Origin of the sequence: Nostoc sp. NOS(2021), from assembly GCF_017115025.1 — a bacterium.
Lineage (GTDB): Bacteria > Cyanobacteriota > Cyanobacteriia > Cyanobacteriales > Nostocaceae > Nostoc.
In genome coordinates this window covers 24,988-37,437 of sequence record NZ_JABXKM010000301.1, presented here as the reverse complement: position 1 = coordinate 37,437, position 12,450 = coordinate 24,988, and the positions used below count along the sequence as shown (strand labels likewise).

Annotated in this window: 15 protein-coding genes and 1 pseudogene; 15 read left to right on the top strand and 1 reads right to left on the bottom strand. The window is 43.5% G+C overall.

The window, feature by feature from the left end:
• Positions 1–1,245 precede the first annotated feature (1,245 nt).
• From HWQ41_RS29420 to HWQ41_RS29410, 3 genes are all read left to right on the top strand, one after another.
• Positions 1,246–2,610 carry a PQQ-dependent sugar dehydrogenase gene (locus tag HWQ41_RS29420; protein WP_292770899.1) on the top strand — a complete coding sequence of 455 codons (1,365 nt, stop codon included), beginning with the start codon at positions 1,246–1,248 and terminating at the stop codon, positions 2,608–2,610.
• Between the two features lie 466 nt (positions 2,611–3,076).
• Positions 3,077–3,253: a hypothetical protein gene (locus tag HWQ41_RS29415; RefSeq protein ID WP_292770897.1), complete on the top strand. Its 177-nt coding sequence runs from the start codon at positions 3,077–3,079 to the stop codon at positions 3,251–3,253.
• Entirely contained in the window at positions 3,234–4,004 is a 771-nt protein-coding gene (locus tag HWQ41_RS29410) for a red chlorophyll catabolite reductase (RefSeq protein WP_292770895.1), read from the top strand. The genes HWQ41_RS29415 and HWQ41_RS29410 overlap by 20 nt, the downstream gene beginning before the upstream one ends.
• A 95-nt stretch (positions 4,005–4,099) precedes the next feature.
• On the opposite strand, the gene HWQ41_RS29405 is transcribed toward HWQ41_RS29410, so the two are convergent.
• Positions 4,100–5,029, bottom strand: coding sequence for an NmrA family NAD(P)-binding protein (locus HWQ41_RS29405; RefSeq protein WP_292770893.1), 930 nt, complete (start codon positions 5,027–5,029; stop codon positions 4,100–4,102).
• A gap of 123 nt (positions 5,030–5,152) precedes the next feature.
• Here HWQ41_RS29405 and HWQ41_RS29400 point away from each other — a divergent pair, with 123 nt between their 5' ends.
• From HWQ41_RS29400 to hisS, 12 genes and pseudogenes are all read left to right on the top strand, one after another.
• Complete coding sequence (locus tag HWQ41_RS29400; RefSeq protein ID WP_292770891.1) at positions 5,153–6,187, top strand: nitrilase-related carbon-nitrogen hydrolase; 1,035 nt, start codon at positions 5,153–5,155, stop codon at positions 6,185–6,187.
• Positions 6,188–6,305: 118 nt separating this feature from the next.
• Positions 6,306–7,730, top strand: a complete 1,425-nt coding sequence (locus tag HWQ41_RS29395) for an aldehyde dehydrogenase family protein (RefSeq protein WP_292770889.1) — start codon at positions 6,306–6,308, stop codon at positions 7,728–7,730.
• On the top strand, positions 7,717–8,073 hold the full coding sequence (locus HWQ41_RS29390; protein WP_292770887.1) for a hypothetical protein: 357 nt from the start codon (positions 7,717–7,719) through the stop codon (positions 8,071–8,073). The genes HWQ41_RS29395 and HWQ41_RS29390 overlap by 14 nt, the downstream gene beginning before the upstream one ends.
• Before the next feature lie 226 nt (positions 8,074–8,299).
• Positions 8,300–8,485, top strand: a complete 186-nt coding sequence (locus tag HWQ41_RS29385) for a hypothetical protein (RefSeq protein ID WP_292770885.1) — start codon at positions 8,300–8,302, stop codon at positions 8,483–8,485.
• Between the two features lie 66 nt (positions 8,486–8,551).
• The gene (locus tag HWQ41_RS29380) at positions 8,552–8,791 is read left to right on the top strand and encodes a hypothetical protein (RefSeq protein WP_292770882.1); all 240 of its coding nucleotides are present in this window, start codon (positions 8,552–8,554) and stop codon (positions 8,789–8,791) included.
• A complete protein-coding gene (locus tag HWQ41_RS29375) occupies positions 8,784–9,128 on the top strand; it encodes a type II toxin-antitoxin system RelE/ParE family toxin (RefSeq protein ID WP_292770880.1) in 345 nt (114 codons plus the stop codon). Before HWQ41_RS29380 ends, HWQ41_RS29375 begins: the two co-directional genes overlap by 8 nt.
• 39 nt (positions 9,129–9,167) lie before the next feature.
• A complete protein-coding gene (locus HWQ41_RS29370) occupies positions 9,168–9,404 on the top strand; it encodes a type II toxin-antitoxin system VapB family antitoxin (RefSeq protein ID WP_292770878.1) in 237 nt (78 codons plus the stop codon).
• Positions 9,391–9,789 carry a PIN domain nuclease gene (locus HWQ41_RS29365; RefSeq protein ID WP_292770876.1) on the top strand — a complete coding sequence of 133 codons (399 nt, stop codon included), beginning with the start codon at positions 9,391–9,393 and terminating at the stop codon, positions 9,787–9,789. The genes HWQ41_RS29370 and HWQ41_RS29365 overlap by 14 nt, the downstream gene beginning before the upstream one ends.
• A 164-nt stretch (positions 9,790–9,953) precedes the next feature.
• Positions 9,954–10,139, top strand: a complete 186-nt coding sequence (locus HWQ41_RS34400; RefSeq protein ID WP_366931726.1) for a hypothetical protein — start codon at positions 9,954–9,956, stop codon at positions 10,137–10,139.
• A 36-nt stretch (positions 10,140–10,175) separates the two neighbouring features.
• Positions 10,176–10,325, top strand: a pseudogene (locus HWQ41_RS29355) (3-phosphoshikimate 1-carboxyvinyltransferase); the annotation flags it as partial.
• A gap of 129 nt (positions 10,326–10,454) precedes the next feature.
• A complete protein-coding gene (locus HWQ41_RS29350) occupies positions 10,455–10,901 on the top strand; it encodes a DUF3598 family protein (protein WP_292770871.1) in 447 nt (148 codons plus the stop codon).
• A gap of 144 nt (positions 10,902–11,045) precedes the next feature.
• A complete protein-coding gene (hisS, locus tag HWQ41_RS29345; RefSeq protein ID WP_292770869.1) occupies positions 11,046–12,449 on the top strand; it encodes a histidine--tRNA ligase in 1,404 nt (467 codons plus the stop codon).
• Position 12,450 lies beyond the last annotated feature (1 nt).

Below are 12,450 nucleotides of genomic sequence, written 5' to 3'. Positions count from 1 at the left end.
TATAGCAGTTGCCAGGTAGCGGTTGACATCAGCTAATCAGAAAACACTGACACCAAGAGACTTTCAAGCCTGTTAAGAGTTCCCTATTAAGAGTTCCCTGCTATATCATGTCCGGTAAATTAGTTGTGATATGTCATTGCGTTGGCGTAAGCCTTCGCGGTAGCGTCTCCAAGAGTTGCAATCCCAACACCCTTGCGATTGCAACTCTTATCTACACTCAATACCTTCGGTAAAAAAGAAGGATGAAGATAGAGGACTGATCTCAGTAAACTAACAATAACTTGCATTTGATTGAGTATCGCCACTTTTTGCTAAAATCATGATATTAAATTCCAGCTTAGGTAAATTTACTAACGTAAATTTACTCTAAAAATTTTTAAATAAAATTCAAATATTAGTGAATATACGAATTACGTTTCACTTTTATCTCAATAGGATGTAACCAAATATAGGAATCAGACTTGAGTAATGATCAGCATACTGAGACTAAAAACTTTGTCCAGCAAAACTTTTATCTTAAAAACTTTTCATTAATCAAACCAGAGTTCTATACAGCAGTTTGCAAGTAAGTGAGGTACGCAATGCCGGACGGAAAATCAGATACAAAGAGTTTCTACCTCCAGCATAGCTGCCTCCTGCGTCCTGCCTCAAAACCCATAGCTTTGTATTTAATGCAAAAGAAAACTGCTGTATATGCTAGTTAAATCTAGCCAAGAGCAATATTAATCAATCAAACCTGCAATTCAGAAATATTCGGGTCACAATTAGACTTTTTCGGAAAATTAGAACCCAGTCTGTTTAAGGGTTTTAGACAACATTTATATGTCTTCAAACAACGCAGTAATGATTGTATCATATAGTTGCTGATAGTTTAGAGGCAAAAGATAGTGTTGTTTAATTTTGAGGGTCTGCCCAATTTCGGATGTTATTTAATTCGCCCTAGCCTTTTGGAACATTAATTTGAGTCAACAGAGATAGCATTTTATTTCCTTGGTTTATGCAAGTGAATTTTCGGATGGGTCTATTAACTGTAATCACCTTTATCATCCATTTTGACGAAGATTATTGGCAAATAGACTCAACTTCTTGCCAGCCCCATACTCTAACAACTAGCAGAAGTTTAAAAAAGCTATCTCTGAATTTACACAAGCATTTCTGGGGTTGCTGGCTGCTACAACTAAGGCTTTAAACACAGTCTTAAATGTAGTTATCTATTTTACTATCCACATCAAAAGGAAGTTGAAAATGTCAATTCTGTTTGCTCTACAGCCAAAACAGTGGCTCGGACGGATAGTATCTGCGCGGCTAGTTAGCTTGCTCGCCCTGCTTACTACTGTGATGCCCTTCGAGGTTCTTTCCACCCCAGCGTTGGCCATCCCAGCAGCTGCGTCTGTTGACACCAAGCTGAAGGTGTCTAATACAATGAGCTATTGGCCCTTCAATATTAGCCGTTACTTGAAAGTGCCGCCCAACTTCTCCATCTCCGTTTATGCTCGCATTCCGAAAGCCCGCTTTATCGCAGTTGCTCCCAATGGCAATCTTCTCGTGTCGCAGCCCAGTACCGGTAAAGTGCTAATTGTCAGGGCAAATGGCAGCAAAGACCCAATTATTTCTGACTTCGTGACAGGTCTACGCAACCCGCAGGACATTGTGTTTCACACGATTAACAACACCACATACATTTATATCTCTGAGAGTAATCGAATTAACCGCTTCATCTACAAATTTGGAGATATAACTGCCCAGAATCGCCAAGTTGTCGTCGCTGGCTTACCAGACAGCAGCACCTCGGAACTCAAAGGTGCTTACGGTCACGAACTGAAAAATATCGCACTCGATACCAACCACAAACTATATGTGTCGATCGCCTCGACATGCAACGCCTGCGTAGCAGATACTGTCAGTAACCCACGGCGCGGTGCGATTTACCAGTACAACGCTGATGGAAGCAATCCGCGGCTTTTTGCCCAAGGTTTACGCAATGCAGAAGGACTGGCATTCGTCCCTGGCACAAATGACCTTTGGGTAGCCGTTAATAATCGAGACAACATCGCCTATCCCTTCAAGGATGCCACTAACAACTACGGTAAGGTTATCCCGTCCTATGTGGACAACCACCCGCCAGAGGAGTTCACGCGAGTCCGAGATGGCGGCAACTACGGTTGGCCATTCTGCAACCCCAATCCTGACACGTCAGATCGCTCCTACTATATGCCCTTTGACCGCGACTATCAGTTCAATGCTGATGGACATGTTAATTGCAATGCGATGGACAAGATTATCAGAGGTATCCAAGCGCATTCGGCTCCGTTGGGACTAACCTTCTTACAAAATACGAAGTTTCCCAGCCTGTACTCAACTGGGGTGGTGGTAGGGCTGCACGGCTCATGGAATCGGCAGCAGAAAACGGGCTATAAAATAGCTTACTTTCCTTGGGAGAATACGACAAAGATCCCAGCGAACCAGATAGATTTAGTCAGCGGCTGGGTAATTCCAGCAACCCAAGAAGTCTGGGGGCGACCCGTGGATATGGCAGTGGATCAGCAGGGTAATTTATTAATCTCGGATGACTACAGCGGCACCATCTACAAGCTCTCCTACACGCCGTAACGCTGACTTGTCATGGGATGTGGAAAAGGGGGAATGGTTCGCAAATGATGTTAGCGAACCACTCCCTAGTTAACAATTCAAAATTCAAAATGACGCTCTCTACGAGACGCTAAAAGCGAACGCAGACTCGCTCCAAGCGAACGCGAGTGCGTCTCTAAGAGTTGCTATGCCGTGCGCTAAGGGACTGACAAGAAATAAATTATTCAAAGAAACGTAGACGCAAAGCGGCTTGCCGCAGGCTACCACTCCAGACGCAGAGAACACAGAGAGAAGAGAAATAGAGAGGATTTTTGCGTCAGTTTTGGGATATTTTTTTATTTGTCAGTCCCTAACAAAATTCTTGCATTAAAGACATTTTCAGACGGGGATTTAAACCGATTTTTTGCAATGATGATTTATAACGAATAATGTAGTCGTAATAATTACGCTGCAAAATTGCTATTTCAGAGGCATTACGGCTAAGTTGATGCGTCTAGTCTTAGCCGATTTGAATCCAGCAACAAATGATGATAGCGATCGCAGTCTACGATGTAATATAGGCTTTGGTAGCAACGCACAGATGTTCCCCCTGATCACAGATGGGGAAAGTGTCAAAGTCTATATAAAAGCAACAAACTCAAACTATGACTCAGCAACCAACTGATCTAGACAAGAAAGCTGTATTTGAGCAGTTGTGGGAAATTACCAAGGAACTCCACCAAAAACTAGAGGCTCGTTTTCAGTTACATCCAGACCCTTCTACACTAGATTTACAGCCATACCGCAGTCTCGATGGCAATATCAACGGCTCGCTGACCACTTTTTTCGGGTCAGAAATTGACTGGCTAGTTCATTCGTGGCTGGGAAACCCTGAAAGTTCAAACTTCAGCGTCATGCGTCTCACGACTTGGTTGAAGTCGCATATTCAGGTTCCTCATTTAGCATTTGAATTTGGCACATATCCAAATATTTTCTTTTATATAGATTACATCCCCCGGACTGAGCTTTTAACCGATTTGGCATATCTCGATCGCTACTATGAGCCAGTTAACCAAACATTCTTGAAGTTGCAGTCCGATTCGCGGCTCAAGTTATTTACCAGCAAAAATGTGTATATTCGCCTATTTCAATCCCCTGTTAGGTTGTGCTACACCGGCGCACCTACTCTTGATATCCTCGAACTAACTCGCACGCTTGCACATGAAACACTCGATCGCTGGTTAACTTGGGTAGATGCAGCTGAACCTGTGCCAGAAGATGCACGGGATGCTCTAGCGGCTCGTGATTTGTGGCTCCGCCGGAGCAGTGCAGAACGCGACGCAGATAACCAAATCGCTGTGCGACTATTTGGATCGGAATTGACAGATAGACTTGTGCGATCGCTCTGGGGTGGCGTAGGCGTAAGCCCAACCTAGGCATCGCATTCTCTGAATTGGTCATTTGTCCTTTGTCAGTTGTCCTTTGCTAATGACCAATGACCAATGACCAATGCCACAGTGTACTAATCCGATCACAGACTCTCGTAGGTGAGTTCCGCATTTGCCCAGTTGGTTTCTGCCAGAAATTCCCTAAATGTGGTTAGAAGTCCAGGAAACTCCTCTTCTCGTAAACGCTGGACATCGGCTTGATAACCTTGTTTGCGATACCACTGAATCAAATCAAACAGTTCTTTTTGCAGCAAGAGTAAAAAAATCCAGGCGGGTGTCTCTTTGTAGACAACTTTCATCCCCTGCGCTTGGGAGAACGCCTCTGCCATCTGAAGAGGAGTCAGCACATCGCCAGCTAGCTCAATTTCTTGACCAATATACTTAGTGGGATGTTTAATTACGTAGGCAGCAACGCGGCCCATGTCCTTGGTTGTAATTAGATGAAGCGGCTTATCTTGCTGAATAGAAAACGGGAAACTACCTTTGAGAATAGAAGGTCGCGTGTACTTCTTCCAAAACTCCTCCATAAACAAGCAAGCTCGCAACATAGTAGTCGGTAAGCCAGCTTCTTTGAGAATTTCCTCCACTTGGTACTTTTGCTGAATGCGGGGGATTCCTGAATTCCTATCCGCCCCACCTGCGGAATTGTAAACAAAATGCTTAATGTCAGCTTGCTTGCTAACTTGTGCAACTCGCCTTGCTCTCTCCACCTCTAGCGGGTCAATTTTAGTCGAGTCCGCAGAAGTAGCGTGGCAGTAAACAGCCGAAATCCCTGCAAAGGCTGCGATGAGCGAGGCTTCATCGTCGAGGTTGGCTTTTACCAGTTCAACTCCGGCATCATTGAGCTTTGCAAGAGTTGGACGATTAAGGTTAATTTCTCTAGTGATGACTCGCAGGTTGGTAACTCCCTGTTCGAGAAATCCCTTGACGACATTTCCACCTGTGCCGCCAGTAACTCCGATGAGTAAAACTTTATCGGTGTTTGACTCTGTGCGATCGGGGAAATTTGACATTCTCTCTCCTACCTGGAGTTCTTCATTTAAATTAAGTTTATACAAAGACAGGAGAAGCAATCAATAAACTTGTACGATCGCTTTGTCCTTTGCTAATGACCAATGACCAATGACTAATGACCAATGACGACTAATTTAGAATCCTACCGCGCTTTGGCACTGCAAGTTACTTGTCATGCAGTCAACCAAACAAGCAATCGCCACGAAGCGCGATCGCTCATGCAAAACTCCATCAACCGCCTAGCTCAACAAATTGCTGCCAGTATTGCTTTCATTGGCTTCGATTGTCGTTTAATTGTACTGCCAGAATATTTCCTAACTGGTTTCCCAATGGGAGATTCTCTCTTAGGGTGGGCAGAAAAAGCCTGTATAGAGATGGCTGGGGCTGAGTATGAAGCACTTGGTAAAATTGCCCAAAAGCATAAAATCTTTTTGGCTGGTAACGCCTACGAAGTTGACCCCAACTTTCCCGGCTTGTATTTCCAAACCTGCTTTATTATTGACCCCTCTGGCTCAATTGTTTTGCGGTATCGGCGGCTAAATTCCTTATTTGCTCCCACCCCCCATGATGTTTGGGATAAATATCTCGACTGCTATGGTTTAGAGGGAGTTTTCCCCGTTGCCAAAACGGAGATCGGTAATTTGGCAGCTTTAGCATCAGAAGAAATTTTGTATCCAGAAGTGGCGCGGTGTTTGGCGATGCGAGGAGCGGAGATTTTTGTGCATTCCACCTCGGAAGTATACAACAAAAACCTCACCCCCAAAGACGCGGCAAAAATCACTCGCGCCGTCGAAAATCTGGCATACGTAGTTTCAGCCAATACCGCAGGCGTCGCTAATATTGCCATCCCCATTGCTTCGGCTGATGGTGGCTCTAAAATCATCGACCATCGCGGAATCGTTTTAGCAGAGACAGGTGCAGGCGAGAGCATGGCAGCTTTCGCAGAGATTGACCTAGCCGCATTACGCCGCGATCGCCGCCGACCGGGGTTAAATAATTTACTTTCACGCCAACGGTTTGAGCTATACGCCGAAAGTTACCGCCAATCACACTTTTACCCTGCTAATACTATGCTGGAAGGAGAAGTAGACCGCAAACACTTCCTCCAAACGCAGCAAGCCACCATTGAGCGGTTAGCTAAACTGGGGATAATTTGAATCGGGGCATGGGGCAGAAAAATTTGAGATTTTGAATTTTGGATTTTGGATTGAAGAAAAAATCTAAAATCTAAAATCTAAAATCTAAAATCTAAAATCCAAAATTTAATAACTCCTAATGACAAAACCAATAGAAGTCCGCAATCCCCGAACTGGTAAATTTGACTACGTAATTATCCCAGCGCCTCCAAAGTTGCTGGTACAGCAATGTAAGCGCAGCCGCAGAGCGCAAGTTCGTTGGCAGCAGTTGGGTTTAGAGGGGAGAATTGAAGCTTTACAGCAGTGGAAGCAAGCTATATTATCTGGACGCGATCGCTTAACTGAAGCTTTGGTAAATGATACAGGAAGATTGTCAGTCTCAGTATTAGAAATAGATTCCTTCCTTTCTAGCATCGATCGCTGGTGTCGGTTAGCGCCGGAGTTGCTGCAAGAATCTGCAAAAAATACAGCCATTCCGTTTATCGCCTTGCAACAAACATCCGTTCCTTATCCCCTAGTTGGAATAATTAGCCCGTGGAATTTTCCGCTGTTGCTGTCTACCATTGATACCATTCCGGCATTATTGGCGGGTTGTGCTGTCATTGTCAAACCCAGTGAAATCGCTCCCCGTTTCGTAGCACCACTGATTACAGCACTCAACGCCGTCCCCAAACTGCGCGATATATTAACTTTTGTTGAAGGAGGAGGCGCAACCGGATCTATTTTGATTGAAAATGTAGATTTGGTGTGCTTTACAGGCAGTGTAGCGACGGGGCGAAAAGTAGCAGAAGCCGCTGCTAAACGCTTTATTCCAGCTTTTTTGGAATTAGGGGGAAAAGATCCGGCGATCGTTTTAGAATCAGCGAATTTAGAATTAGCAACCTCAGCTATATTGTGGGGTTCCGTCGTCAACAGCGGACAGTCATGCCTATCAATTGAGCGAATTTATGTTGCGGAATCGATATTTGAAAAATTTTACCATCAACTAGTAGCCAAAGCACATCGCCTTCAGCTAGCCTACCCTACAGTCGAAAGTGGAGAAATTGGCCCCATCATCGCCGAAAGACAAGCAGCAATTATTAGTGATCATCTCCTAGATGCAGTTGAAAAGGGAGCAGTAATTCACTGCGGCGGTGTAATTGAAGATTTAGGTGGAGGTTGGTGGTGTCGTCCGACAGTTCTCACCCAGGTTGACCATTCCATGAAAGTGATGACCGAAGAGACTTTTGGCCCGATTATGCCAGTGATGCCTTTTTCCACAGTAGAGGAAGCAGTCTCTTTAGCGAACGATTCAATTTATGGATTGAGTGCTGCTGTGTTTGCCGAGTCAGCAGCAGAAGCCTTAGAAGTTGCGTACCAGATAGATGCAGGTGGCATCAGTATCAATGATGCTGGACTCACCGCCATGATGCACGAGGGAGAGAAAAACGCCTTTAAATTCTCTGGTCTGGGAGGGTCACGCATGGGTGCAGCAGCGCTGAAACGGTTCATGCGAAAAAAAGCTATTTTGATCAAAACTAACGCTACTAATGACCCTTGGTGGTTTGAGAATGGGGAGTTATGATTTGGCAAAGAAGCCGGATGGTAAGTGGCAAACCAAGGTGGGGCGCGATATTTTGTTTATTGAGCGCAATTTGGACTTTTTGAAACCGGGGGGTAGAATGGCGATCGTGCTGCCCCAAGGACGGTTTAACAATTCATCGGATAAGAATATTCGAGATTTCATTGCCGAACGCTGCCGGATTTTGGCGGATATGGATCAGATTATAGTTCCTGTCCTAAATGAAAATTTTAAAAAATTTATCACTGATATCATAAATTACTCAAAGCTGCTTCTAGCTCAAGCAGATTTAACTTATCAACAAGCTGAAGATTTGCTGTTGTCGGAGCTTGGCTTGAAGGACTAGCAACCTACGGAACAAACATTTGCCGTCAAGAGTTTTTCTGAGTCGTTCCTGTCCTCCGGTCGCTTCGACGCTGAGTATTACCAGCCAAAGTATAATGAGCTTGAAAATCAGATTAAATCATACTTTGGAGGCTGGTCAAATATTAGAGATGTCTTGGATCAAGATATTAAAAATGGAACAACACCGGAGGGAGTGATTCAAGAATTTACACCAAAAAAACCGAAGTTTGTTAGAGCAGAAGCTTTTAAAAAGCGCGATCATCGAATTAATTCGTGACAATCGAAAAGAAGTCTCTGAATTTCTGGCAGAAATTATTGAAGATGTGGCAATGGAGCAAGCGATCGCTGAAGGTGAAACAACTGAACTGGTTAGCCGTGAGTCCATCTTTCAACTTCTGGAGCCGAAAGTGTGAAAGTCGAGTTTAGGAAAAGCCTTAGACATTAACCTAACCACTACTACTTAACATCTTGGAATAGCAATGAAAGCAGTTAAAGTCATGGCAACGATTAATGAGCAAGGACAATTAACCTTAGATCATCCTCTCATAACAGATAAAAATAGCCGCGTAGAAGTTATTATTCTAATTCCAGAAGAGGAAGTTCTAGATGATCAATCTCAAGCAGAAGTCTTAGCAGATTTCCGGCAAGCTTGGCACGAAGCCATGACTGGGCAAACTATCCCAGTGGCTCAACTTTGGGAAGGGCTTGAAAATGACTGATCAGCCTTTCATTCAAGTTGAAGCTTCGCCAACGTTCAACCGAAATCTACGCGCTCTTGCCAAGAAGTATCGCAGTATTCGGAATGATATACAACCCGTCATCGAACAACTTGAACAGGGAGAGTTGCCAGGAGATCAAATACCTGGTGTTGGTTATGCGGTCTTCAAGTTAAGAGTCCGAAATAGTGACACTCAAAAAGGTAAAAGCGGCGGTTATCGTCTGATTTACTATGCCAAGACAGCAACGGGAATTATTTTGCTGACTATTTATGCAAAATCTGAACAAGTCGATATTGCCGCAGATGACATTCAGAGCATCATTACAGAATCCGATTAAAATGTGAGGAGAATATTGTGTTTATCTCAACTCATACCTATGCAAATTACCCTTAACCTTGATGAATCTCTCCTTAACGAAGCCTTACAACTTACCAACCTCACTACCCAAGAAGAACTAGTGAATTTTGCTCTGCAAGAACTTGTACGTTCACGAAGTAGCTCCTCTGAAGCATCGCGCCGCAAGAGAAACCTTTTCGACCTCGCTGGACAAATTCAGTTAGTCCCAGACTTTGACCACAAAGCTCTGCGCGAGACTCGTCATGCTGCTGATTGATACATCAGTTTGGATAGTCGTCTTCCGCGACCGCAACGGTCAAGTTCGCCAGCAGATTGAAACCCTGATTGCTAATCGGGAAGTTCTACTCACCCGATTCACTCAGCTTGAATTGCTTCAAGGTAGCCTGAACGAGCAAGAATGGACTCTCCTCTCCACCTACCTCGAAACACAAAATTATATTGAACCCTCAATTCATTCTTGGCAAGCGGCTGCCCGTATTTACTATGACTTGCGCCGCCAAGGGCTTACCGTTCGCAGCCCAATCGATTGCTGCATTGCTCAAACGGCTCTGGAAAATAATTTGCTTCTGATTCACAACGATCGCGATTTTGAAACCATTGCCCAAGTAAGATCGCTCCAACACCTTCGCTTTCAACCTTGAGTTTCTCCTGAAAAACTGACGGGCAAGTGCTACAAACGGAATTCGTTATGCTTCACGTCAAGTTATAATTTCTGCTCTCACGACTGAAGTCTCAGCAGTGGGATGAATACAGAAGCCCAATTTTTCGCAGACTCTTTGCATTGCAGAATTTTCAGTCAGGATGAATTTGCTCAACTGGGCAGACCATAAGGCGATCGCTAGCCGCGCCAGCCCTCTCAATTTTTGGCGGCCACAGCGATATCATGGCAGCGCGTGGTACTGGTTTTGCCAGTTTATCTTCTAAAGAATTTACGCCAGCGATGATTAAAGCCGTCTTTGATATCTTCCCCACTCATAATATGCGAACATAATTAAGTTGTAGCTGACTACCTGCACAGAGGTTTAAAATGGATACCATTGCAATCCCTGTTCTGAATCGCCCAGTAGATGCCACGGTAGAGATTCCTGTTTCTAAAAGTATTACCAATCGGGCATTACTTGTTGCTGCCTTAGCGCCAGGTGACTCGATTTTAGAAAATGCCTTATTTAGTGAAGACTGGCATTTGCTGTCACTGGCTTAAAGGTTCCAGGCATTGTAATAAAAGACTCTGGTCGTACAGCGAAAACTTTTCCCGATTACTTTACTCAATTTTTCCAGATGTTAGAACAATAAAAGGTGAATTGCAATGTCAAATATTCGAGAAGCAATGCCCGTACTTGCCCGTCATGAAGGAGATTGGGTAGGAACTTATACATTAATTGATACAGCAGGAAAGATTCTCGACAAGTATGAATCTCACTTAACTTGTCAGTTTCCTGAAAATAGTCCTCATCCCTACTATCAAATAAATCGCTACAACTGGTCTGATGGTAAACGAGAAGAGTATGAATTTCCAGGAAGCTATAAAGATAATAAGCTCTGGTTTGACACCGATCGCATACAAGGAAAAGCTTGGGAAGCAGATGATTCAGTTGTTATTTTGTGGTTTGCTTATAAGACAAACCCAGAAATGACCATATATGAAATGATCTACATTAGTCCTGACAATAACAATCGTGCCCGCACTTGGCATTGGTTTAAGAATAATCAAATCTTTCAACGCACTCTAATTCAAGAAGAACGGCTAAAATAGTAATTTCTCCCCTCAGCAAAGATTTCTACTCCCTCTCCTTACTAAGGAGAGGGTTGGGGTGAGGTTTAAAGAGCTTTCTACGAAAGTGAGATGCTTCCGGCGGATTCCGTATGCTCTCAAATCTCAACTTAGTAAGGTACACGCATGGCAAAAGGTGACAAAATAAACTTTTCTACTCCTAGCGGTTTCCCAGAGTTTCTTCCTAGTGAAAAGCGTCTCGAATTATATTTGCTAGATATCATCCGTAGAGTTTTTGAAAGCTATGGATTTACGCCCATCGAAACACCTGCTGTAGAACGTTTAGAAGTTCTGCAAGCTAAAGGGAATCAAGGCGACAATATCATCTATGGCATTGATCCCATCCTGCCACCAAATCGACAAGCCGAGAGAGATAAATCGGGGAGAGATAAATCGGACGAAACTGCTTCGGAAGCAAGAGCTTTAAAGTTTGATCAAACAGTTCCTTTGGCGGCTTATATTGCCCGTCACCTGAATGAGTTAACTTTTCCCTTTGCCCGCTATCAAATGGATGTAGTTTTTCGGGGAGAACGCGCTAAAGATGGGCGTTTTCGTCAGTTTCGTCAGTGTGATATTGACGTAGTTGCTCGTCGTGAACTCAGCTTGCTCTATGATGCTCAGATGCCTGCAATTATCACTGAGATATTTGAAGCAATTAATATTGGTGATTTTCTGATTCGCATCAATAATCGCAAAGTTCTGACTGGTTTCTTTAAGTCAGTGGGAATTGCTGAAAACCAAATTAAATCCTGTATTGGCATCGTTGATACTTTAGAAAAAATTGGTGAAACTAAAGTAAAGCAAGATTTAGAAAAAGAGGGTATTTTAGCAGAACAGGCTCAAAATATTATTGATTTTATTAAAATTGATGGTTCGGTTGATGAAATCTTAGATAAGCTTAAGCACCTCGCAGAAAATCTGTCAGAAACTGAGCAATTGATCCTGGGAGTTACTGAATTAGAAACGGTAATTGCAGGCGTGCGTAATCTCGGAGTTGCCGAAAATCGTTTTTGTATTGATTTATCCATTGCCCGTGGTCTTGATTACTATACCGGCACTGTTTACGAAACAACCTTATTAGGACATGAAGCATTAGGTAGTATTTGTTCTGGCGGTAGATATGAAGAATTAGTCGGAGTATTTTTGGGTGAAAAAATGCCTGGTGTAGGCATTTCTATTGGCTTAACTCGCTTAATTAGTCGTTTACTAAAAGCTGGTGTTCTTAATACCTTAGCTGCTACACCAGCCCAGGTGATGGTAGTGAATATGCAAGATGATTTAATGCCAACTTATTTAAAAGTTTCTCAACATCTGCGTCAGGCGGGAATTAATGTGATAACTAACTTTGATAAGCGCCCCTTGGGTAAACAATTTCAGCTAGCTGACAAACAAGGAATTCAATTTTGTGTAATTATTGGTTCTGAGGAAGCAGCAACGCAAAAGTCTTCGCTCAAAGATTTGAAAACAGGTGAGCAAGTAGAAGTGCAACTGGTAGATTTGGCTGAGGAAGTTAAAAGAAGGCTTGCCTAAT